21 protein-coding genes are annotated in these 20,969 nt (G+C 67.5%); 5 read left to right on the top strand and 16 right to left on the bottom strand.

The annotated features are described in order from the left end of the window. Nucleotides 1-115: 115 nt before the first annotated feature. On the top strand, nucleotides 116-925 hold the full coding sequence (locus ACT89O_RS21690) for an IclR family transcriptional regulator (RefSeq protein ID WP_043565733.1): 810 nt from the start codon (nucleotides 116-118) through the stop codon (nucleotides 923-925). A gap of 12 nt (nucleotides 926-937) precedes the next feature. On the opposite strand, the gene ACT89O_RS21685 is transcribed toward ACT89O_RS21690, so the two are convergent. Together ACT89O_RS21685 and ACT89O_RS21680 are read right to left on the bottom strand one after the other, a co-directional pair. Beyond that, on the bottom strand, nucleotides 938-2,260 hold the full coding sequence (locus ACT89O_RS21685) for an O-acetylhomoserine aminocarboxypropyltransferase/cysteine synthase family protein (protein ID WP_487261147.1): 1,323 nt from the start codon (nucleotides 2,258-2,260) through the stop codon (nucleotides 938-940). A gap of 88 nt (nucleotides 2,261-2,348) precedes the next feature. Further along, nucleotides 2,349-2,864, bottom strand: a complete 516-nt coding sequence (locus ACT89O_RS21680) for a CoA-binding protein (protein ID WP_218301554.1) — start codon at nucleotides 2,862-2,864, stop codon at nucleotides 2,349-2,351. A gap of 105 nt (nucleotides 2,865-2,969) precedes the next feature. Here ACT89O_RS21680 and ACT89O_RS21675 point away from each other — a divergent pair, with 105 nt between their 5' ends. After that, entirely contained in the window at nucleotides 2,970-3,320 is a 351-nt protein-coding gene (locus tag ACT89O_RS21675; protein ID WP_487261146.1) for an MliC family protein, read from the top strand. 9 nt (nucleotides 3,321-3,329) lie between these two features. On the opposite strand, the gene ACT89O_RS21670 is transcribed toward ACT89O_RS21675, so the two are convergent. The 4 genes from ACT89O_RS21670 to ACT89O_RS21655 form a co-directional block, all read right to left on the bottom strand. Further along, entirely contained in the window at nucleotides 3,330-3,944 is a 615-nt protein-coding gene (locus ACT89O_RS21670; RefSeq protein ID WP_487261145.1) for a thioredoxin family protein, read from the bottom strand. A 46-nt stretch (nucleotides 3,945-3,990) separates the two neighbouring features. Beyond that, a complete protein-coding gene (locus ACT89O_RS21665) occupies nucleotides 3,991-6,240 on the bottom strand; it encodes a protein-disulfide reductase DsbD family protein (RefSeq protein ID WP_487261144.1) in 2,250 nt (749 codons plus the stop codon). A 114-nt stretch (nucleotides 6,241-6,354) separates the two neighbouring features. Further along, nucleotides 6,355-10,167, bottom strand: coding sequence for a DUF748 domain-containing protein (locus tag ACT89O_RS21660; protein WP_487261143.1), 3,813 nt, complete (start codon nucleotides 10,165-10,167; stop codon nucleotides 6,355-6,357). A 300-nt stretch (nucleotides 10,168-10,467) separates the two neighbouring features. Next, nucleotides 10,468-11,220 (bottom strand): alanyl-tRNA editing protein, encoded by a 753-nt coding sequence (locus ACT89O_RS21655; protein ID WP_487261142.1) that lies wholly within the window; start codon nucleotides 11,218-11,220, stop codon nucleotides 10,468-10,470. A 112-nt stretch (nucleotides 11,221-11,332) separates the two neighbouring features. Between ACT89O_RS21655 and ACT89O_RS21650 the strand changes: the two genes are divergently transcribed. From ACT89O_RS21650 to ACT89O_RS21640, 3 genes are read left to right on the top strand one after another with little or no spacing between them, the layout of a single operon-like run. Continuing rightward, nucleotides 11,333-11,692: a hypothetical protein gene (locus ACT89O_RS21650; protein ID WP_487261141.1), complete on the top strand. Its 360-nt coding sequence runs from the start codon at nucleotides 11,333-11,335 to the stop codon at nucleotides 11,690-11,692. Between the two features lie 31 nt (nucleotides 11,693-11,723). After that, nucleotides 11,724-12,584, top strand: coding sequence for a creatininase family protein (locus ACT89O_RS21645; RefSeq protein WP_487261140.1), 861 nt, complete (start codon nucleotides 11,724-11,726; stop codon nucleotides 12,582-12,584). Between the two features lie 34 nt (nucleotides 12,585-12,618). After that, the gene (locus ACT89O_RS21640; RefSeq protein ID WP_431150880.1) at nucleotides 12,619-13,083 is read left to right on the top strand and encodes a GNAT family N-acetyltransferase; all 465 of its coding nucleotides are present in this window, start codon (nucleotides 12,619-12,621) and stop codon (nucleotides 13,081-13,083) included. 175 nt (nucleotides 13,084-13,258) lie between these two features. Here the strand turns inward: ACT89O_RS21640 and ACT89O_RS21635 are convergent, their stop codons facing one another. From ACT89O_RS21635 to ACT89O_RS21590, 10 genes are all read right to left on the bottom strand, one after another. Further along, nucleotides 13,259-13,930 carry a histidine phosphatase family protein gene (locus ACT89O_RS21635; RefSeq protein ID WP_055398330.1) on the bottom strand — a complete coding sequence of 224 codons (672 nt, stop codon included), beginning with the start codon at nucleotides 13,928-13,930 and terminating at the stop codon, nucleotides 13,259-13,261. 96 nt (nucleotides 13,931-14,026) lie between these two features. Beyond that, nucleotides 14,027-15,010, bottom strand: a complete 984-nt coding sequence (locus tag ACT89O_RS21630; RefSeq protein WP_487261139.1) for a threonine dehydratase — start codon at nucleotides 15,008-15,010, stop codon at nucleotides 14,027-14,029. After that, nucleotides 15,007-15,648 carry a LysE family translocator gene (locus ACT89O_RS21625; RefSeq protein ID WP_228898986.1) on the bottom strand — a complete coding sequence of 214 codons (642 nt, stop codon included), beginning with the start codon at nucleotides 15,646-15,648 and terminating at the stop codon, nucleotides 15,007-15,009. Before ACT89O_RS21625 ends, ACT89O_RS21630 begins: the two co-directional genes overlap by 4 nt. 5 nt (nucleotides 15,649-15,653) lie before the next feature. Then, nucleotides 15,654-16,373, bottom strand: coding sequence for a VOC family protein (locus tag ACT89O_RS21620; RefSeq protein WP_487261138.1), 720 nt, complete (start codon nucleotides 16,371-16,373; stop codon nucleotides 15,654-15,656). Next, complete coding sequence (locus ACT89O_RS21615) at nucleotides 16,370-17,245, bottom strand: PhzF family phenazine biosynthesis protein (RefSeq protein WP_487261137.1); 876 nt, start codon at nucleotides 17,243-17,245, stop codon at nucleotides 16,370-16,372. The genes ACT89O_RS21620 and ACT89O_RS21615 overlap by 4 nt, the downstream gene beginning before the upstream one ends. Before the next feature lie 172 nt (nucleotides 17,246-17,417). Then, complete coding sequence (locus ACT89O_RS21610) at nucleotides 17,418-18,281, bottom strand: PhzF family phenazine biosynthesis protein (RefSeq protein WP_487261136.1); 864 nt, start codon at nucleotides 18,279-18,281, stop codon at nucleotides 17,418-17,420. A gap of 14 nt (nucleotides 18,282-18,295) precedes the next feature. After that, entirely contained in the window at nucleotides 18,296-18,922 is a 627-nt protein-coding gene (locus tag ACT89O_RS21605; protein WP_055398324.1) for a glutathione S-transferase, read from the bottom strand. A 169-nt stretch (nucleotides 18,923-19,091) separates the two neighbouring features. Further along, the gene (locus tag ACT89O_RS21600) at nucleotides 19,092-20,294 is read right to left on the bottom strand and encodes an aminotransferase-like domain-containing protein (protein ID WP_176887189.1); all 1,203 of its coding nucleotides are present in this window, start codon (nucleotides 20,292-20,294) and stop codon (nucleotides 19,092-19,094) included. Beyond that, nucleotides 20,291-20,626, bottom strand: a complete 336-nt coding sequence (locus ACT89O_RS21595) for a cupin domain-containing protein (protein ID WP_255577898.1) — start codon at nucleotides 20,624-20,626, stop codon at nucleotides 20,291-20,293. The genes ACT89O_RS21600 and ACT89O_RS21595 overlap by 4 nt, the downstream gene beginning before the upstream one ends. A gap of 8 nt (nucleotides 20,627-20,634) precedes the next feature. After that, on the bottom strand, nucleotides 20,635-20,964 hold the full coding sequence (locus ACT89O_RS21590; protein ID WP_487261135.1) for a DHCW motif cupin fold protein: 330 nt from the start codon (nucleotides 20,962-20,964) through the stop codon (nucleotides 20,635-20,637). Nucleotides 20,965-20,969: the final 5 nt, after the last annotated feature.

The following is a 20,969-nucleotide window of genomic DNA, read 5'->3' as shown; positions in this document are numbered from 1 at the left end:
TTTATCTAAACGGAATGTGTTGATGTTAGGCAAGAAATTCGTTCATGTCTAACGCATTTGTTTAGGTGTAAACCCGAACGGGTGGTGGATGCTGCGCTGCGTGGACAATCGCCCCATGCCCACCACGACCCCCGACCTGCCCCCCGCCGACGACGAAGACACGCCTCGCAGCCCGCGCGGCATTCAGAGCGTGGAGGTGGGCGGCCAGCTGCTGAAGGTGCTGGCGCGCACCGGCCGGCGCATGGCGCTCAAGGACCTGGCCCGCGCGGCGGACATGACGGCCGCCAAGGCCCACCCCTACCTGGTGAGCTTCGGCAAGCTGGGCCTGATCGAGCAGGACGCCGTGAGCGGCCACTACGGCCTGGGCCCCTTGGCCATGCAGCTGGGCCTGATCAGCCTGCAGCAGGTGGACCCGGTGCGCCTGGCCATTGCCGAGCTGCCCGCGCTGGCCCAGCGCATCGGCTACACCGTGTCGGCCTCGGTCTGGGGCGACAACGGCCCGACCATCATCCGTGTGGAAGAAGGCCCCACCGCCGTGTATGTAGCCATGCGCCACGGCACCACGGCCTCGGTGCGGCACACGGCCACGGGCAAGGTGTTTGCGGCCTTCGGCCCGCGAGAGCGGGCAGCGGCTGCGCTGGCGGCCGAAGGGTTTGCGGGAGCACTGGACGAGCCTGCGTTTGCGGCCGAGCTGGAGGCTGTGCGCCAGCACCAGATCAGCGAGGTGACCGACCAGCTCCTGCCCGGCATCAGCGCGCTGGCCACGCCGGTGTTTGATGGGTTTGGGCAGCTGGTGCTGTGCATCGCCGTGATCGGCCCCAGCGCCACGCTGCAGACCGGGCCGGCCAGCCCGGCGGCGCAGCACCTGCGCGAGGCGGCGCGGAGCTTGTCGCAGCGGTTGGGCGCGCCGGTCGGCCCCGTGTAGGTTGTTGGGTGATCAGCCCGCTGCGCGCCCCAGCGCCTGGTCCACGTCCCACAGGATGTCGTCCAGGTCTTCAATCCCCACCGACAGCCGAACCATGTCCGCGCTCACGCCAGCGCGGGCCAGCTCTTCTTCGCTCAGTTGGCGGTGGGTGGTCGATGCGGGGTGGATCACCAGCGTCTTGGCGTCGCCGATGTTGGCGAGGTGGCTCAGGAACTCGCAGGCGTCGATGAACTTCTCGCCCGCCGCAGCGCCCCCCTTCACGCCGAACGTGAGGATGCCCGAGGCGCCTGGCGCCCCGTCCACAGCACGAAACTGCTTTTGCGCCAGATCGTAGTACGGCGAATCCGCCAGACCCGGGTAGTTGACCCACGCCACCTGCGGATGGCTTTGCAGAAACTTCGCCACCGCCAACGCATTGCGGCAGTGCTCGCGCATGCGCAGGTGCAGCGTCTCGGCGCCCTGCAACAGTTGCCACGCGTTCATGGGCGAAAGCACGCCGCCAAAGGTGCGGTTGACCTCCATGCGCGCCTTCATGGTGTAGCCGAAGTCGCCAAAGGTCTCGTAGAACTTCACGCCGTGGTAGGCCCGGCTGGGCTCCACCATCTCGGGGAAGTTACCGTTGTCCCACGGGAACTTGCCCCCCTCCACCACCACGCCGCCCATGGTGGTGCCGTGGCCGCCGATGTACTTGGTGGCGCTGTGCACCACGATGTCGGCGCCCAGCGCCAGCGGGTTGCACAGGTAGGGGCTGGCCACCGTGTTGTCGATGATGAGCGGCACGCCGTGGGCATGCGCCACCTCGGCCACGGCGGCGATGTCAAGCACGTTGACCAGCGGGTTGCCGATGGTTTCGCCATACACGGCGCGGGTGTTGGGGCGCATGGCACGGGCAAAGTTCTCGGGGTCAGCCGGGTCCACAAAGGTGGTCTCTATCCCTAAGCGCGCGAAGCCCACGCCCAGCTGCCCCACCGTGCCGCCATACAGCGTGCTGGCCGCCACGATGTGGTCCCCGGTCTTCAGGATGGCCAGCAGCGCCGCCATCTGCGCGGCCATGCCGCTGGCACAGGCCAGTGCGGCACGGCCGCTTTCGAGGCTCGCAATGCGCTCCTCGAACACCGCCACCGTGGGGTTGCTGATGCGGCTGTAGACGTTGCCAAAGGTCTGCAGGTTGAACAGGCTGCTGGCGTGCTCGGCGTTGTCGAACACAAAGCTCGTCGTCTGGTGGATGGGCGTGGCGCGTGCGCCAGTCACGGGGTCGGGCTGGGCGCCGGCGTGGATGGCGCGGGTGCCAAAGCCGAACTCGCGGTCGGCGCCATTGGAGGGGGCTGAGGACATGGGATTTTGAGGAAATTGGCTGCTAGCGCTTTATGGATAAGCGCTAATAGCTATGAATTTGATAGCTTTGAGCTTGGCTGCGAATTGACTAGTAAGGCAGCTGCCGCAGGCGCTTGGCGCTGATGACCCGTGTGTTCACGCCCATCCAGCCCAGGCCGCCAAACAGCCGCGCGTGTTCGATCTTCACGCAGCGGTTTTCGATCACCTGCAGCCCGGCGGCCTCGGCGCGTTGCCTGGCCGCTTCGTTGAACACCCCCAGTTGCAGCCACAGGTACTTTGCGCCGATGGCGATGGCTTCATCGGCCAGCGGCGGGATGTCCTCACTTTTGCGAAAGCAGTCCACCATGTCGATCTTCTGCCCCTGCGCCGCCAGCGCGGCAGCGGCTTCGGTCACGCTGGCGTAGGCGGTTTCGCCCAGGATCTGCCCGCCCTCGCGCGCGACGAGCGGATTCACCGGCACGATGCGGTAGCCATGTGCCTGCATGTACTTGGCCGCGAAATAGCTGGGTCTGTGCCATTGGGGCGACAGTCCCACCACCGCAAGGGTGCGGCAGTGCGTCAGAATATCGCGCAGGGTGCTGATGGTGTCGGGCGTGCGTTTCATACATGGCAGTGTATGGGGGCGAACCGCTGCGGCGCCAGACCCCCGCGTTGTCCACCCACACTGCCATCAACACGGTGGCACCGACCCAGAATCCGAGGAGATCCCGTGCAGAACCCACCACGCGCCCGCCGCACCACTGGCCTTGTCGCCACGGCTGTTGTCTTGTCCACCTTTGCCCTGAGCGCCTGCACCCCGCCCCGTGCCCCCGATGTGCCCAAGGTCCAGCGCGTCACGACCTACGCCTGTGACCGTGGCCCCATGATGGTGGTGCACTGGCCCGCCCAGCCCGATGGCCCTGCGCTGCTGGAAATGAATGGTCGCACCGTGCCGCTGCAGCCTGAGCGCGTGGCATCGGGTTTTGGATACGGTGATGGCGGCACCTACATCCGTGGCAAGGGCAACACCATGTACTTCCACACTCCGCGTGCTCTGCGGGTGAACTGCGTGGCGCGCTGAAGTTCTTTTTCAGCTGGCCGATTTGTACTTGATGCTGCAGCCGTAAGGCTGCGTCGTGGCCGCCGAAATCGGCTTGCCAGCCAGCGTTTCTGCCAGCCCCACCTTCACATAGTTGGTGGCCTTCTCGATGTCAGCCGGGCGCGCCGAAGGGATGCTGTCGATACCGCCTGCATACACCAGCACGCCCTGCGGGTTGACGATGTACAGGTGTGGCGTGGTGCGGGCGCCGTAGCTCTTGCCCACGGTGCCTTCCTCGTCCATCAGCACGGCGGTGGGGGTGGCCTTGCGCTCCTGCTTCCAGGCCATCAGCTTGGCGGGCTCCAGGTAGTCGCTGCTGGCTCTTTCGGTGGAGTTGATGGACAGCCACACCACGCCTTGGCCGGTGGCGTCTTTCTGCGTGGCGGGCATGTTGCCGCTGTCGTAGTGCTTGCGCACGAAGGGGCAGCCGGGGTTGGTCCACTCCAGCACCACGTGTTTGCCTTTGAAGTCCGACAGGCGCACGGTTTTGCCCGACGTGTCCTTGAGCGTGAAGTCGGGCGCGGGCTGGCCCACGGTGGCAGTGGCCTGGGCGCCCAGTGCGACCAGGGCAGCAGTGGCGATCAACGTACGGCGAAGCAGCTTCATGGCGGGGTCTCCTGAAGGGTTGGCGGGTGGTCGAAAGCAGGGAGGGCTATAGCTGGGCGATGGTGGCACGCACCTCGTCCACGCTGAGCACCTCGGTCAGTACCACCGGCGGCTTGCCGGGGCGGTAGAACACGTACACCGGCACGCCGCTGCGTCCAAGCTGGGTCAGCGCCGCAGTAATGGCGGGGTCGCGGCGCGTCCAGTCAGCACGCAGCAGGGCCACGTTCTTGGTCTGCAGGTCGGCCAGCACATCGGCGTTGGCCAGCGTGGTCTTCTTGTTGTATTGGCAGGTCACGCACCAGGCGGCGGTGAAGTCCACAAACACGGGGCGACCAGTGGCCACGATCTGCTCGGCCGCGCCGGGTGCCCAGGGCTGCCAGCCGGTGGCCGAAGCCTGCGTGGACGGTGTGGCGGCCTGCGCGGTAGGAATGTGCGTGATGTGGGGCGCAAAGGCCCAGACCAGCAAGGCCATGGCCGCGATGGACACCGTGGCCATCCACACGCGCGCACGCCCGGCCAGCGACAGGGCCCACACCACCAGCGACAGGCCCACCAGCAGGATCAGCAGCGCACCGGCGCCATCGATGCCGCTTTGCTGGCCCAGCACCCACACCAGCCAGACGACAGTGGCCAGCATGGGGAAGGCCATGAGCTTGCGGAAGGTGTCCATCCACGCGCCGGGGCGTGGCAGGGCGCGCGCCACGGAGGGCACAAAGCTGGCTGCCAGGTACGGCAGCGCCAGCCCCAGCCCCAGCGCCGCAAACACGGCCAGCGCCTGGGGCGCGGGCAGCGTGGCGGTCAGGCCCAGGGATGCGCCCATGAACGGCGCAGTGCAGGGCGATGCCACGGCCACGGCGAGCACACCGGTGAGGAAGCTGTCGGCCACAGGGTGGCGGGCCTGCAGGCTGGCCACCGAGGACGGCAGAAAATGCCCGAACTCGAACACGCCCGCCAGGTTCAGCGCGATCAGCGTGAACAGCGCCGCCAGCGATGCCACCACGGCGGGCGACTGCAGCTGAAAGCCCCAGCCCACCGCCTCGCCTGCTGCGCGCAGGCCCAGCATGAGGGCGCCCAGGGCGATGAACGACAGCACCACACCCGCTGTGTAGGCGATGCCGCTCACGCGGTGCGCGCGCCGGTCTTGCGCATGCTGGGTAAAGCCCACCACCTTGATCGCCAGCACCGGGAACACGCAGGGCATGAGGTTGAGGATGAGCCCGCCAAGCAAGGCGCCCAGCAGCGCGGCCGTGAGGGTGAGGGACGAGGCTCCGGAGCCCATGGCTGGCGCGGCAGCGCCGCTTGCCTGCGCAGCATTGGCCTTGAGCGCGGCCTCCAGCGCGGGCGACACGCTGGCAACCGACGCCACCTGCGGCCAGGTGCCCAGCACCTTCAGCTCTGCGCGGTAGCCGGTGCGCGTGTCGGGGCCAGTGGCATGTGCGGGCGACTGCTCGGCCAGCACCACGGGCATCAGGCTGGGGCTGGCGCTGCGCTGGGCAGACAGGGGAATCTGCGCGGTCCACACGCTGCCGTTCCAGGCCTGCTTCCACTGCGCGGCGTTGTCGATGACTTCGGCGGTTTCGGGGAACAGGTCCAGTGTCTTGCCACGCAGCGCCACGGGCAGGCCCTGCACGCTGACGTTCAGCAGGTTGCCGTCGGCAATCTGCGCCTGGCTGTCCGGCACGATGCCGTTGGTGCCTGCCAGCACGGGTTGGGGCAGGGCCTTGGCGGCCGCCTCAAAGGCGGCGCCGTTGAGCGCCGTGGTGCTCTGGATGGGCAACTGCAGCGTGAATTCGCCTTCTTCGGGAATGCACTCCTTGCGGCACACCAGCCAGGAGGCGCGCAGCTTGATCGTTGCGTCCTTGGCCAACGGGCTGGGGGCAAAACTGCTGGCCACGGTGACGGGTACGGGCAGCAGCACCGTGCCTTCGTAGCCATAGTTGGCCAGCGTGCCGATGGGGATCTTCTTGGGCAGGGGCCAGGCGATCTCGCCCGCGTCCAGACCGGCTGGCAGCGTCCAGGCCAGGTCGGTGGGCAGGCCAGAATCGCCAGGGTTCTTCCAGTAGGTGTGCCACTCGGGCTGGTGGGTGATCGAGAGGCCCAGCCACAGCGGCTGGCCGGGCGCCACGCCCTGGGGCGCATGGGCCAGCAACTCGGCCCGCACATAGGGCGTGGTGACCACGCTGGTGCCCTGTCCGCTGGTTTTGGGGCTAAATTGGGCGTTTGCGCCCGTCCATAAAGCGCTTGCAGCTATCAAAAACAGAGTAACTGCGAGGCGGTAAAGCGGGCGTGAAGGCATGGTGCAGTGTGGGAGCTGGCAGGGCGGGTTTGGTTCCGGCGCCCCTGTGCTCTGCCTGCGGGGCGATCAGACTGGCGGAGGGGGATTCCCCGGAACCTTCCGCCAGCCAGGCGCCTATTGTGTCGCCAGGCTCAAATCCGCACGCGGGGTCCACTTTTCGGGCTGTTTGCCAGCCTTGGGGGCCGCTACGAACAACCGCTCTACTGGCAGCTTCTGCGCCACCAGATAGGCGCGGATCGCCTGGCCGCGCTGCGTGGCCAGTTCGGCGGCCATGGCCTCGGTGGCGGGCTGGTTGGCCAGCAGCAGGGCTTCCATCTCGGGCACCGTGAGCTCCTTGGTCAGGCCGACCAGGTTGCGCGGCTTGGGGATGTCGGCGCGGCGGTACACCTCCTTGAGCAGGGCGGGGTATTCGGCGGCCGATACGGGGGCGGTATCGCCCGGATTGGCGCGGCGTTTTTCGGCCAGCACCCGTTGTTGCAGGCTCTCGCGCCGCAGGCCTTCGCGCTCGTCCTGCAGGCTGGCCGTGCCGGTCACAGTGATCTTGAGCGCGGGGCGGTCGGCCAGGGCCTTGGCCACCTTGTCCAGGTTCTGCTGCGCCTCGGGTGTGAGGGTGGCGCTGCCAGGGGCAAAGGGCACGTGGCTCATCTCGTCGCCACCGCCGAAGGCGCTGGCCAGCAGGCTGAACGGCGAGGTCAGCGCCTTGCCGATGAGGTTGACGATGATCTTGAAGATCACCGGGCCAATGCGGAACTGCGGGTCGTTGAGCGAGCCGCTGATGGGCAGGTCCAGGTCGATCACGCCCTGGCGGTCAGCCAGCAGGGCCACGGCCAGCTTCACGGGCAGGCTGTTGGGCGCGCCCTCCACGGGCTCGCCAAAGGTCAGCTGGTTGAGCACCAGCCGGTTGCTGGCGGTGAGCTGGCCATTGGGCAGCACCTTGTAGTTCACGTCCACGCTGAGCTTGCCGCGCTCGATGCCATGGCCCGCGTATTTGACGGAATAGGGCGTGAGCGGGGGCAGCTCCAGGTCGCGCACCTTGCCCACGATGTCGAGGGCTAGCGGTTTGGCCAGCGGGTTGAGTTTGCCGGTGACTTCGAGCGATGCCGAGCCCTCGGCGCGGCCGCGCAGCTCCAGTTCGGCCAGCACGGGCTCGCCACCCGAGGCTTCGGACGAGAACGCGCTGAGCTTGCCAGTCAGCTCCGACAGGTCGGCCGAGTAGTTGGGCTTGATGAAAAAGTCCGAGAACAGCACCTTGCCGTTGACCAGGCTCACGGGGCCAAAGACCACCACAGGGGCCAGCGGGTCGGCCTGGGCCACCGCAGCAGGGGCAGGGGCTGTGGGCACTGCCGATGCGGCTGAGGCGGGGGCCGATGCCGTGGGGGCGGCCGTGCTGGCCGCAGCGCTGGCCGCATTGGCCGCACGTGCCTCGGCCGGGGTCTTGGCAATGTCGCTCAGGTTGATGCGGCCGGCCTCGTTGATGGTGACCCGGGCAAAAAAGTCCACCAGGCTGGTTTCTTTGACCTCCACGCGCGGCGCGGTGCCGGGGGCGGTGGCCACGGCCAGGCCGCGCAGGTTCAGGCTCTTCCAGGCCAGCAGTTCCTCACCCACCTGGGCCTCGGTCTTGGGGGTGAAGGCGGCGGTGCTGTTGGCCTGCAGGTCTTCCACCACGGCATCACCGCTCAGACGCAGGCTGACTCCTTTGTCGGTCTGCGCCAGGGCCACCTGGCCCCGGTAGCCCACATCGGCGCGCAGCAGTTCTACCGACAGCTGGCTGGCCAGGTAGCCGTCGAGTGCGTGCAGCGGCAGGCGGGTGGCGTCGAGCTTGCCCTGGGTGGTCAGCGGCTGCAGGGCCAGCGTGCCCTGGTAGTCGAGCTTGCCCGGCGCGGCCTTGCTGCTCTTGCCCGGTGCGGCGGCGCGGGCGGTGAGCGTGAAGGCTTCGGGCTTGCTGCCGTCGCTGGCCAGGTTGCGGGCGGTGATGCCCAGGGCCGTCACGTCCAGCGCCACGGGGCGCGGCTGGGCGTTGTCGGCCAGCGAGACGGTGCCGCCCTGCACCGAGAAATCGGCCACGCGCAGCTTCCAGGGCGCGGCGTTGCTGGCGGGGGCTGGGTCGGTCGTTGCGCTGCCTTGCACGGAGGGCGCTGCCTTGAGCCAGCGCTCGAACATCCAGCGCCCGTCCGCGCCCCGTTCCACCGCCAGTTGCGGCTGGCTGATGGCCAGGCGCTCCAGCGTGGCGGCGCGTGCGTCCAGGGGCACTTCGGCCCCGGCAATGTCGAGCTTGCCCAGGCTGGCCAAGGTGGTCTTGCCCTGCTTGACGGCCAGTTGCTCCAGCGCCAAGGGGCCTGCCTTGAGGGTGACGCCGGTGGCGCCTGCCTGCGCGGCCTGTGGCGTGGGCGCTTGCCACAGCACGCCCACATCGCCGCTGAGCTGGCCGGTCACCGTGGGCTCCAGCGTCTGGGCCAGGTAGGGCGCGGCCAGTTGCAGGGCCAGGGCGTTCAGGGTGGCGTTGACCTGGGCCTTCTGGTCCGTGGCTTCGCCGGTGAAGCTGAGTGTGCTGCCCTGCAGGTTGAGCCCGCCCTTGAAGGTAAAGGGTTTGGCGAAGGGGACGGCGACGTCGGCCGCATCCAGCGTGACCTCTGTGGCCTGCAGGGCCGCTGCGGGGCGCGTGGTCTGGTCGGCCCAGCGCAGGGTGCCGCCGCGCACTGCGGCGGTGGCGACTTCCACGACCCAGGCGGGTGCGGCCTTGGCCTTGGCTTTGCTGGAGGAAGCGGGCGAGGCAGAGGCCGATGCTGCGCTGGCGCTGGCCAGTGGCGAAGACGCCGGTTCAGCAGATGCAGGTGCCGCAGGTGCGGGGGTCTTGCCCTTGACCGCCGATGGCGGCGGTGCAGGCGGTGCCAGTTGCGCCAGGTTGATCTGGCCTGCTGCATCGCGCGTGGCGGTGACCACGGGCGCGGTCAGCTCCACATGCTGCAGTCGCACCACCTGGTCCAGAGGGCGCACATCGGCCATGTCGACTTTCAGGCGCTCATAGCTCAGCAGGTCGGCGCCCTGGCGGTCTGCGATGCGTACGCCGCTGGCTTGCACGGTGCCGGTCAGCTTCACGGCCATGCGCGGGTGCTGCTCAAAGGCCACCTTCACATCCGCATCCAGCGTGGCGCCCAACACCTTGACGGGCAGGTTGGCTGGCAAATAGCCCAGGTAGGGTGCGAGGTCCAGCCCGTCCAGCCGAATCTGCGCGTCAGCCTGGCCGGTCTGCGCAAACGGCGTGCCCTGGGCGGACGAGTCAAACCGGCTGCCATTGAGCGTGAACGCCAGGTGGGGCTCGACCTTCACCTCGCGTTGCGACGGCAAGGTGCTGATGAAAGGCACCTTGAGGGCCAGGTCGCGCACCTCGTGGGTTTTATCCACGGCGGTGTCCGAGAAGTCGATGCTGCCACCCGTCAGTGCCAGGTTGTACAGCGCCACCCGTGCGGGGCCTTTGTCGGGCTCGGGTTCGCTGGTGGGCGCGGTGACCTTGGCGATGATGTCGTCCACGTCATAGCGGCCGTCGCCCAGGTGGGTGATGCGCAGCACCGGGTTTTCGATGGTGAAGGCGTCCACCACGGGCGCCAGGCGCAGCAGCGACTGCAACTCGCCATCGGCATAGACGCGGCCAATGGTCAGCTGTGGGGGCGCGCCGTTGGCTCCCGCCACGGCCACGTCACGCAGCGCGAATTCCAGGCTCCAGGGCTCAAAGTCGATGCCCCCCACGGTGACGGTGCGGCCCAGTTGTTCGGACGCAATGCGCTCCAGCGGCCCCTTGACCAGCGGCGGAATGGCCAGCCAGGTGACCAGCCACAGGACGATCAAACCCGCCAGCGCGCGGACGGCAGGGCGGAACCAGCGGTGCTGGCGCAGTGAGGCAAACGAGACGGAGCGCAGGGAGATCGGCATGGCGGCAGGCAAAAGTGAGCGCCGCAGCCCCAGGAAGCCGGGTGCAAGAAGTCCAAAAAAGGCCGCGCGCGCGGGCCGCTATTGTCCCCGTTGTGGGTCTGGCGGGGTAAGCCATTGCAACCGGGGGCTGCGGCGGCTCAAGATTGTTGACATTTGAGGAGCGTGCTCGTCGCTGCGCTCACTGGGCAAAACCCAGCACCACCCTGCGGGTGGTGGGTTTATGGCTGGGACTTTTGGCGCGGCCTCACTTGCACTGCGTGCAAATGATTCCGTCCCAAAGAAAAGCGCTCTTCGCTTCGCTCACTGGGCAAAGCCCAGCACCACCCTGCGGGTGGCGGCGCTTTTCTTTTCAATCTTGGTCACCACGATGGCGCCGATCTCCGACGTGTTGGCCACATGCGTGCCGCCACAGGGCTGCAGGTCGATCAGCGGCGCGTTGTCTTCGCCACCGATGCGGATGGTGCGGATGCGCCCGGTGCCGCGCGGGGGCTGCACGCTCATGCTTTTGACCAGCGCGGGGTTGGCGTCCAGTTCTTCGTCGCTGATCGAGGCCACGGTGAGCGGGTGCGCAGCGGCCACCAGGGTGGCGATGGCGGCGGTCAGCTGCTCCTTGTCCAGCGGGTCGGTCATCGCAAAGTCCAGCCGAGCGTAGTCGGGCGTGATGGAGCAGCCGTTGACCAGCTGCGGCACCACATGGCACAGCAGGTGGCTGGTGGTGTGCAGCCGCATCATGCGGTGGCGGCGCTCCCAGTCGATGCGGGCCGTGACAGCGGTGCCGGGCGCGAGCTGCGCCACGCGGTCTTCCTGCCCGGGGGCGGGGATGTGCACGATGTCGCTGGTGGGGTTGCCTTCGGCGTCCTTGCCCTTGCGGGTGTCGGCGATGGCGATCTCGGTGCCGTCGGCCAGCACCAGCACGCCGCTGTCACCGGCCTGGCCGCCGCCCAGGGGGTAGAACACGGTCTGGTCCAGCACGATGCCGGTATCGGTGACGGCGGTGATGTGGGCGCTGCATTCGCGCAGGTAGGCGTCTTGGCGGAAGAGGTCTTGGGTCATGCGGTGATGGTAGCGGGATGGGCGGCGGCGCGCGGCGGTGGGGCAGGCGCTATGCTGGGCTGCAGGGGTTTCTGCCACGCATCATTCCGCGCCGCTCCACCTTCGGTTTTTCATGAACACGCCCTTGCCCTCATCGCCACAGTCGTCTTCTTCGGCCCCGATTTCGCGTATGGCAGTGTGGGTCTCGCGCACGCTGGACGTGCTGTTGCTGGGGCTGTGCGTGGCATTGGGAGGGCTGTCCTACTACACCTTCACGCTGTACTGCGAGAGCTTTGGCTGCCTGGGCGTGGGGCTGTTGTGGATGCTGTGGGCCGGGCTGGCAGCGGTGGGCTGGGTGGTGGCTCTGGTGGTACGCGCCTGGCAGCGCCGCCGTGGCCTGGGCTGCTGGGCCAGTGGGCTGGCATCCACCGCTCTGCTGGTGATGGGCGTGGCACACCTGCTGGTGTGGCTGGGCAAGATGGCGCTGAAGTGACGCGCCCCGGAACAGGCCCTAACATCGCGGCATGACCGCTGCCGCCGCGCCCCAATCTGCACCACTCTCCTTGCCCTCGCACTTTTGGGCCGACCTGTCCACCCGCGACTTTGCCGCGCTGCAGCACAGCGGCCAGGCCGATCAGGTCGTGGCGGTGTTGCCCGTGGCCGCCGTCGAGCAGCATGGCCCGCACCTGCCGCTGTCGGTGGACGCCACGCTACTGCAGGGCGTGATCGACGCTGCATTGCCGCAACTGCCTGCCGACCTGCCCGTGCTGTTTTTACCGTCACAGAACGTGGGCCTGAGCCCGGAGCACATTCGCTTTCCGGGCACGCTCACGCTGTCTCCAGCCACGGTGATTGCGCTGTGGACCGAGATCGGGGAATGTGTGGCCCGTGCAGGCGTCAAGAAGCTGCTGCTGTTCAACGGGCACGGTGGCCAGGTGAGCGTGATGGACATCGTGGCGCGCGAGCTGCGCACGCGCTGCGACCTGATCGTCTACAGCGCCAGCTGGTTCAGCCTGCCGCTGCCCGAGGCGGTGGCGGGCCAGTTCAGCGCCCAGGAGCACCGCTTTGGCATCCACGCGGGCGAGATCGAGACCTCGATGATGCTGCACTTGGCACCCGGCACGGTGCACATGGAGCATGCGCGGGATTTCCGATCCACGTCGCAAGACCGGTCGGAGCGCTACGCCATTCTGGGCAACGGCAAAAGCGCCAAGCTGGGCTGGCAGATGCAGGACTACCACCCGGCCGGTGCGGTGGGCAATGCGGCTGGAGCCACGGCCGACAAAGGGCAGGCGGTGGTGGACGCTGCGGCAGGGCAATTGGTGGCGCTGCTGGAGGAGCTGGTGCACCTGCCGTTGCAGACTGTGCGCCCCGAGACCGAATGAGCGCATTTGCGCAACCCCTCCCGTCCGTCCCCGCATGACCACGATCCGGCGCGCCATCTTCCCCGACGATCTCCCCGCAGTCACCGCGATCTTTCGCGAGTACGTCCAGAGTCCGACCGCCAATCTCGATTTTCAGGACTATGAGCAGGAGTTCGCGGAGCTGCCCGGCAAGTACGCGGAGCCCGATGGCGGTGTTCTGCTGGCCGTCGTCGAGGGCCGTGTGGTGGGCTGTGCGGCCCTGCGCCGTGTGGAGGACGGCACCTGCGAGTTGAAGCGCGTGTATGTGCGGCCTGTGGCCCGGGGGATGGATCTGGGGCGGAAGCTGGTCGAGGAGATGCTGCGCGTCGCGAGGGAGGTCGGCTACCGGCGCATGTGCCTGGACGTGCTTCCCGAATTTGTCGCGGCCCAAAGGCTCTATGAATCCTTGGGCTTTGTCACGGCTGAGCCCGTGAGCTTCAACCCGGTGCCGGGAACCCGGTTTCTGGCGCTGGATTTGTAGAGGGGCGGTAAGGTCCCCCAACACGGATTCCGGTGTGGGAGCGGCCTGGAGTCGCGGTGCTGCTGCCGGGCGCAGTGGGGGCCAGGAATGTCAGTTTGCTATAAATTGCATAGCTTTTAGCGCTTGTCCAGTAGGCGCTAGAAGCCAAAAATACCCAAAATTCCGACCGCAGGCGTCAAGCATGCGTTACCCATCCCGCATGCTCCAGCTCGTTCAGGTGCGGCAGCGTGTTGAACGTCTGCAGCATCAACCGCTTTGGCGAGATCGAGAACTCCGTCACCGCGCTGTTGCGGATGCGCATGTTCAGCGCAATGGTCACCTCGGGTGCGGTGCCCAGCACCTCGCCCACGGCCGTGGAAATGGGGCCGCCACTGCTTACCAGCAGCACGTTGTGGCCCGCGTGGTGGTGGCGCACATGGTCGAGCGCAGCGCGCACGCCAGCAGAAAATTCGTTCCACGTCGGCATGCCCTGCGGGCTGATGACGCCCGCCATCCACTGCGCCAGCGCGTCGCACAGGATGCGAAAGTGCGCGCGGTACAACTCGGGCGTATCGGCTTTGCCCAGCGGCTGCGGGTGGATGGCCGCGATGAGTGCATGGCTGTCGTATTCGTTGAGGCCCGGCAATTGAAGCACTTGGGGCATGGCCTGCAAGCCTTCGGCAATGCCTTCCAGCGTTTGCGTGTGGCGGCGCAGCGTGCCGGTGATGACGGCGTCGAACGCCATCCCCCGCGCTCGCCAGTATTCGCCCAGGCGCACGGCCTGTTCGCGCCCGCGCGCGCTGAGCACGTCATAGTCATCTGCGCCAAACGAGGCCTGGCCGTGGCGCACGAGGTAGAGGGTTCCCATGCGGCGGATTGTGGCCAGAACAGGGCCCTGGCGCTTGTCACACAAGCGACCAATGCTACTGAATGAATAGCGTGGTAGCTTGTGTGTGCAACGGGATCAGCCCGCCAGAACGCTGCTGAACATCGGCGCGTCCACGTTGCCGCCTGTCAACGCCAGGCCCACATGCAAGCCCTGGAGCTGGTCGCGTTCCTGCAGCGCTGCCGCCAGCGCCGCAGCGCCTGCACCCTCGGCCACGTTGTGCGTGTCGGTGAACAAGGCGCGCATGGCGGCGGCCACTTCGGTATCGCTCACCTGCACGATATGGTCGATGTGCGGGGCCATCACGGCCAAGGCTTCGGGGTCGGCCACGCGGCAGGCCATGCCGTCGGCCAGATGGGTGCTGACGGGCGCCTCGATCACGCGGCCGGCGGCCAGCGAATCGGCATAGGTGGTGGCGTGGCTGCTGACCACTCCGACCACGCGCACCGAGTGCTGCAGGGCCAGCTTGGCCGCGATGGCCGAGCACGCACCCGAGCCTTGGCCGATGGGCACATACACCACGTCGAGCTGCGGCACGGCCCGCAAGAACTCCCACCAATACGTGCTCACGCCGCGCAGCAGGTCGGGGTGGAAGCTGGGCACCATGTGGGCGCCGCGCTGGGCCGCGAGCTGGATGGCGTGTTCGCGCGCTTCCTGAAAGTCGTCGCCGTGTTCGATGAGCGTGACGCCCAGTGCGCGCATGGCAGCGTTTTTCTCGACCGAATTGCCGCGTGGCACGACGATGGTGCAGGCCACGCCGTGGCGGCGCGCGGCCCAGCCCATGCTCTGGCCGTGGTTGCCGCGTGTGGCGCTGATGACCTCAGAGGGCAGCGCGCCGCGCTGGGCGAGCTGGTCGAAGTAAGTCAAGCCACCGCGAATCTTGAACGCGCCCACCGGCGTGTGGTTCTCGTGCTTGAGCCAGCAGTCGGTGCCCAGGCGCTGGCTGAGCAGGCCCCAGCGGTACTGGGGCGTGGCGGCGAAGTCGCGGTACACCACCTCGGCAGCGGCTTCGATGTCGGCCAGGGTGGGCAGCAGGGCGGTGGGGTCGAGGCGGGTGTTCATGCGGCGGCTTTCTTTTCAGTCAACAGTTTGAGGGCCAGCAGACCCAGGACGGTGCCCATGAAATAGCGCTGGGCGCGCATCCATGCAGCATTGCGGTTGAGGAGCAGCGCCACGCGGGCTGCACCCAGCACCAGCAGTGCGTTCACGGCGGCACTGGTGCTGATCTGCACCGCGCCCAGCGTCAGGCTTTGTTGCAGCAGCTGGCCGCGCTCGGGGTGCAGGAACTGCGGGAAGAACGACAGGTAGAACATGGCCACCTTGGGGTTCAGGAGGTTGGTCATGAAGCCCATGAGGAACAGCGTGCGCGGGCTGTCGTGCGGCAGGTTGCGCGCCTCGAAAGGAGCAGCGCCGCCGGGTTTGACGGCCTGCCAGGCCATCCACAGCAGGTAGGCGGCACCGGCGTAGCGGATGGCGTCAAACGCCAGTGGCACGGCGGCGAGCAGCGCGGTGAGGCCCAGCGCCGCTGCCAGCAGGTGCACGACAAAACCCAGCACCACCCCGGTCAGCGAGACAAGCCCGGCGCGCGGCCCCTGGGTGAGGCTGCGCGAAACGCAATACACCATGTTGGGGCCCGGCGTGAGCACCAGTACCAGCGCGGCGAGTGTGAAGAGCAGCAGTTCCTGTACAGAGAAAAGCATGGCGGTTACTCCTGAGGGGTGAACGACGAGAGGGTGACCGGACCCCGTGGCGTGCTGAGCTGAGCGGTGAGCCGGGGCGTGTCGCCGGGTGTGATGGCGACGCAGTTTGCTACCCCCACCGCTTCGCACGCGGCCTGCAGTGTGGCGGCCTGCGGATGCTGCAGCGTTAGCCGCTGCAGTTGCACGCCGCTGCCGGGCAGGTTGTCGCACGGGTGCACCGCGCCCCACTGGATGAGGGTGGGCAGGCAGCCGTCCATGAGGCGCAGGCCGTCGTCGCGCACGGTGATCTGCCATTGCAGCAGGCCGTTTGGCGTGGGCCGGCTGGCGGTGACGATGGCGCCGCGCTCGATGTCGAGCGCCCCCAGCGCGGCACACCGCTCGGCCACGTCGGGCACGGAGGCCACCCAGTGGATGAGCTGCGGGCCGTGCGCTGCCACCTGCTGCTGCAGAGCTGCATCGTCCATGTCAAACCAGCGCCTTGCGCCCGCTGGTATTGCGGGAGTTGCTCCTGTGCTGATAGCAATGATCTCCAGATAGACGCGCGAATGCGCCGGGCTGGAGACGTTGATGATGCGGTTGTGTGTGCCCATCAGCGGGTGTTCACCGCCCGCCGTGGGGGTGATGCCCAGCGTGCGCTCGCACCACGCCACGCCGCTGGCAAGGTCCGTAGCCAACACAACCAGGTGGTCCACGCAGGGTGGGTGCTGGGGGATGGCCGTGGTCACAGCAGCACCTCGCCCGACACGCAGGTGACCGAGCTGCCGCCCACCCAGATGGTGTCGCCGTCCTGCTCCACCAATACGCGCCCCGCGCGGCCCAGGCAGGTGCCTTGGGCGGCCACATACTGCGTGGGGGCCAGCCCGGCGCCGATGAGCCACTGCGCCAGCGCGGCATTCAGGCTGCCGGTGACGGGGTCTTCGGCCAGGCCGTTGTTGCCGGGGAAAAAAGCGCGCACCTCGAAGGCGATGCCTTCTGCGTCCGTGCTGCCGATGACACCCACTTTTCCGCGTGGTCCCACCACGCCCACATCGAGCTGGCCGAGGATGCTGGCGTCGGGCTTGAGCGCCAGCACCTGCTCAGCCGAGCGCAGCATCACCCCGCGCCAGTTGGGGCCGTTGTCGCACCAGGCGTGGTGCAGGATGTCGCTGCGGTCCACCCCCAAGCCCCTGGCAATCAAGGCCACGTCGTCTTCCGCCAGCGGTCCGCTTTTGATCAACGCAGGCGCGGCAAAAGCCAGGCGGTCGCCATCCTGGCGCAGCGTGACCAGGCCCACGCCACATTCCTGCACCACCTTGCCTGCTACCTGGGGCTTGCCGCCAGCTCTCAGCCAAGCGTGGCAGCTGCCCAGCGTGGGGTGGCCAGCAAACGGTAGCTCGCGCCCCGGGCAGAAGATGCGCACGCGGTAGTCGGCACCGGCGGCGCGGCCTTCTGGAGTGGGTGGCAACAAGAAGGTGGCTTCGGACAGGTTGGTCCAGTTCGTGAACTCCTGCATGGTCTCGGTGGACAGGCCCGTGCCATCCAGCACCACGGCCAGCGGGTTGCCCCGGTAGGCCTGGGCGGTGAAAACATCGACTTGTTGGAAGGGGCGCTGTTGCATGGTGGTCCTTGGTAGAAAAATCGGTGATGCGGCCAGTGAGGTGACGGTGGAGGCACGCCGGGGGCTTACCGGGTGTGTTGCCCGGTGTTTTTGGTGTGGATTCGGTAGGCCCCGTCAGGAGCCCGCAGGCGTGAAATTCAGCCGCTGGGGCGCGGCACGGAAACCATCAAATTCATAGCAGCACCGTGCCCTCGATGCAGGTGACTGCACGCCCGCCCACCCAGATCTGGTGATCGTCGTCCTGGCGGATGTGCACGCGGCCGGCGCGGCCCAGGCATTCACCCTGGGCGACCAGATAGCTGCGTGGCGCCAGGCCATCGGCAATCAGCCACTCGGCCAAGCTGGCGTTCAAGGTGCCGGTGACCGGGTCTTCGGGGTTGCCCATGGGGGCGGCAAAGGCGCGCACCACCACGCCGGGCTGGGCGGTGTCGCGGGCGGTGGGGCCGACATGGATCACGCCCACGTCCTGGCCCAGGTCTTTCAGGCGCGCGTGGTCCGGCCGCAGGCCCAGCACGGTGTCCGCGCTGTCGAGCAGCAGGCCCAGCCACACCGGGCCATTGTCCAGCAGTTGTGCCCCCAGGATCTGCGGGGGGCGCAGGCCCAACGCGCTCGCAATCAGCGGCACCAGGGCCGGGCTGGGCGCGCTGCGCTTCAGGGGCGGGGCGGCAAAGGCCAGGGTGCCATCGGCCTGCGCGATACGCACCAAACCCAGCGCGCACTCCTGGATCACCATGCCCTGCTGGCGTGGCGTGTTGCCCGCCTGCAGCCACGCATGGCAGGTGCCCAGCGTGGGGTGCCCCGCAAAGGGAAGTTCGCCATTGGGGCTGAAGATGCGCAGGCGGTAGTCGGCACCCGCGGCGCGCGCGGCCTCGGTGGCGGGCAGCAGAAAGGTGGTTTCCGACAGGTTGGTCCACGCCGCAAAGCGGCGCATGTCGCTGTCGCTCAGGCCCTCGGCATCCAGCACCACGGCGACCGGGTTGCCAAAACCCGGGCGATCGCTGAACACATCGATTTGCTTGAAGGGACGCTGGTGCATGGGGGGCTCCGGGATCACGACAGGGGCTGGTCCAGCACCCCGCGTGCGCCGGGCCGGGTGCTGACCGTGTTGTACCACCGCTCCAGGTGAGGGCGCGCCACACGTTCTTGTGGCAGGCCCCACCATCGGTGGATCTCGCAGGCCACAGGGATGTCCGCCATGGTGAACCGGTCGCCCGCCATGAAGGGCTGGCGCGCCAGATGCGCATCCAGCAGTCCCATCAGAGGCTCCGTGGCCGCCACGGATGCTGCAATCAGCCCGTCGTCCCGCTGGGCCGCTGGGGTGCGTATCCACTGCACAAAGGCATCGCGCCCGGCCGGGTTCAGTGTGGTCTGCTGCCAGTCCATCCACTGCTCGGCCACAAAGCGCTCACGCAAGGTTTCAGGGTACAGCTCGCCCGGCGAGTGCCGCGCGCACAAGTAGCGCACGATGGGGTTGGATTCCCACAACACGGTGCTGGTCTCGTCGTCTTCCATCAGCGGCACCAGGCCATTGGGATTGCGCTGCAGATAGTCGGCCTCGCGCACCAGCCCGAACTGGCCGCCCGCGTCGGTGCGCTGCACCGTGATGCCGAGTTCTTGCGCAGCCCACACCACCTTGCGCACGTTGATGGACGACAGGCGCCCCCAGAGCCTCAGCATGTTGAATCAACTTTCATGTGCGTTGAACGAACTGTGATGTATGAAGCGGGCGTGGCCCGGCCAGCGGCCGCCGCGCAAGGGCAGCCCCGCCGCGCTGGCGGCGTCCCCCTTCCGCATCGCGCAGCGATGTCAGAGAAGGGGGAAGGCGCGCAGCGCCACAGGGGGTTGTTCACTTGTTATCGCGGATGGCCGCTGCCAGCGCAGCAATGCCGGTGGCAATCTGCTCTACCGTCGATGTGACGAACGACAGGCGCAGTGTGCGCGGGTCGGCGTTGTCGGCATAAAACGCCGCGCCGGGCACGAAGGCCACGTTGCGCTCCACCGCCTTGGGCAGCAGTTCGACGGCACTCATGCCTTCGGGCAGGCGCACCCACAGGAACATGCCGCCATCGGGGCGGTTCCACTGCACACCGAGGCCCTGCATTTCCTTGTCGAGCGCGGCCAGCATGGCCTCGCACTGCTGCTTGTACAGCGCGCGGATGGTGGGCACATGGCGGTCCAGGAAATTGCCCTTCATCACCTCGGCCACCAGGCGCTGGTTGTAGCCGGGCGTGTGCAGGTCGGCAGCCTGCTTGGCCTGCAGCAGCTTGGGGTAAACCGCCTTGGGCGCCACCACAAAACCCAGGCGCAGGCCGGGTGCCAGCACCTTGGAGAACGAGCCCATGTAGATGCAGCCTTCAGGGTTGCGGGCCGTCAGCGGCGCGGGTGGCGGGTTGTCAAACCACAGGTCGCCGTAGGGGTTGTCTTCTACCAGCGGCAGGTTCAGTTCAGCGGCAGCCTGCACCAGGGCGGCGCGACGTGCTTCGCTCATGGTGCGGCCCGTGGGGTTCTGGAAGTTGGGCAGCACGTACAAAAAGCGCGCCTTGTTGGCACCCGTGCCCACCTTGGCCTTCAGGTCGTCGATGAGCACACCTTCGTCATCGCTGGCCACGGACACCACGGCAGGCTCCATGGGCGTGAAGGCCTGCAGCGCGCCCAGGTAGGTGGGGGTTTCGACCAGCACGCGGCTGTCGGTGTCGATCAGCACCTTGGCGATCAGGTCCAGCGCCTGCTGCGAGCCGGTGGTGATGAGCACCTGGTCGGCATCCACATCCCAGGGCAGGAAGTCCGCGATGGCCTGGCGCAGCGGGGCGTACCCTTCGCTGGCGGCGTATTGCAGGGCGGCGGGGCCGTCATTGGCCAGCACGGCGGCCGAGGCTTCGGCAAAGGCCGACACCGGGAAAGTCTTGGGCGAGGGCAGGCCGCCCGCCAGGCTGATGATGCCGGGCTTTTCAGTGACCTTGAGGATTTCGCGGATGACCGAAGGGTTCATGCGCTCGGCGCGGCGCGCCAGGGTCCAGGTGCTGGTCTGTGGAAGGTCGTTCAGTTTCACTCTCGTTCTCCTCCGGGCGGTCCCCAAAAGACTACCCATGTTGCAAAGTCGTCAGAAAAATTCTCAAAGCGGTGGTGCTGTCCCGCAGGTACAAAAAAGGCGTCTCCGGCTGCAAAGTGGTGGCGGGCTTCACCTTGCACGAATTCTCCGCTCCCACGCTGGACGAAATACAACTCGTCCTGCGCGTGCGGCTGCTGCGGGTCGTGGCCGCGTGGCGCATACAGCTCCGTGCGCATGCTGCCGTGGCGCAAGAGCTCCACGAACCGCTCACCGGCCGGGCCAGGTAGCTGCTGCAATGCGTGTTCCACGGAGTATTTCACAGGCGTTCCCATCTTCCTGGTCAGTCCACGATGAACAAGGTTGCCCCTTGGGGTGAGCTGGAACGGTGGGGCTCGGCGTTGTCCGCCACCTGGTAGCTCATGCCCGGCGTCAGCGTGAAGCGGCGGCCGTCGGCCAGTTCGGTGTGCAATTCTCCGCTGAGGCACAGCAGCACATGGCCCTTGACACACCAGTGGTCCGAAACGTATCCGGCGGTGTACTCCACCATGCGCACGCGCATGTCGCCGAACTGCTGCGTGCGCCAGAAGGCCTGGCCTGCCTGTGCGCTTTTTTCTTCGCGGGGAATGTTGGACCAGTCGGTGGTGGCAAACGGGATGTTGTGTATCTGCATGGCTG

Source organism: Acidovorax sp. NN32, assembly GCF_057597245.1.
This window is presented reverse-complemented; position numbering and strand designations above follow the sequence as displayed.

Coding starts and splice junctions, on each gene's coding strand:
- ACT89O_RS21665 (WP_487261144.1), bottom strand. CDS start 6,240: ATGCCTTCACGCCCGCTTTACCGCCTCGCAGTTACTCTGTTTTTGATA.
- ACT89O_RS21615 (WP_487261137.1), bottom strand. CDS start 17,245: ATGCAACAGCGCCCCTTCCAACAAGTCGATGTTTTCACCGCCCAGGCC.
- ACT89O_RS21655 (WP_487261142.1), bottom strand. CDS start 11,220: ATGACCCAAGACCTCTTCCGCCAAGACGCCTACCTGCGCGAATGCAGC.
- ACT89O_RS21690 (WP_043565733.1), top strand. CDS start 116: ATGCCCACCACGACCCCCGACCTGCCCCCCGCCGACGACGAAGACACG.
- ACT89O_RS21685 (WP_487261147.1), bottom strand. CDS start 2,260: ATGTCCTCAGCCCCCTCCAATGGCGCCGACCGCGAGTTCGGCTTTGGC.
- ACT89O_RS21625 (WP_228898986.1), bottom strand. CDS start 15,648: ATGCTTTTCTCTGTACAGGAACTGCTGCTCTTCACACTCGCCGCGCTG.
- ACT89O_RS21610 (WP_487261136.1), bottom strand. CDS start 18,281: ATGCACCAGCGTCCCTTCAAGCAAATCGATGTGTTCAGCGATCGCCCG.
- ACT89O_RS21635 (WP_055398330.1), bottom strand. CDS start 13,930: ATGGGAACCCTCTACCTCGTGCGCCACGGCCAGGCCTCGTTTGGCGCA.
- ACT89O_RS21605 (WP_055398324.1), bottom strand. CDS start 18,922: ATGCTGAGGCTCTGGGGGCGCCTGTCGTCCATCAACGTGCGCAAGGTG.
- ACT89O_RS21660 (WP_487261143.1), bottom strand. CDS start 10,167: ATGCCGATCTCCCTGCGCTCCGTCTCGTTTGCCTCACTGCGCCAGCAC.
- ACT89O_RS21670 (WP_487261145.1), bottom strand. CDS start 3,944: ATGAAGCTGCTTCGCCGTACGTTGATCGCCACTGCTGCCCTGGTCGCA.
- ACT89O_RS21595 (WP_255577898.1), bottom strand. CDS start 20,626: ATGGGAACGCCTGTGAAATACTCCGTGGAACACGCATTGCAGCAGCTA.
- ACT89O_RS21680 (WP_218301554.1), bottom strand. CDS start 2,864: ATGAAACGCACGCCCGACACCATCAGCACCCTGCGCGATATTCTGACG.
- ACT89O_RS21590 (WP_487261135.1), bottom strand. CDS start 20,964: ATGCAGATACACAACATCCCGTTTGCCACCACCGACTGGTCCAACATT.
- ACT89O_RS21640 (WP_431150880.1), top strand. CDS start 12,619: ATGACCACGATCCGGCGCGCCATCTTCCCCGACGATCTCCCCGCAGTC.
- ACT89O_RS21630 (WP_487261139.1), bottom strand. CDS start 15,010: ATGAACACCCGCCTCGACCCCACCGCCCTGCTGCCCACCCTGGCCGAC.
- ACT89O_RS21650 (WP_487261141.1), top strand. CDS start 11,333: ATGAACACGCCCTTGCCCTCATCGCCACAGTCGTCTTCTTCGGCCCCG.
- ACT89O_RS21645 (WP_487261140.1), top strand. CDS start 11,724: ATGACCGCTGCCGCCGCGCCCCAATCTGCACCACTCTCCTTGCCCTCG.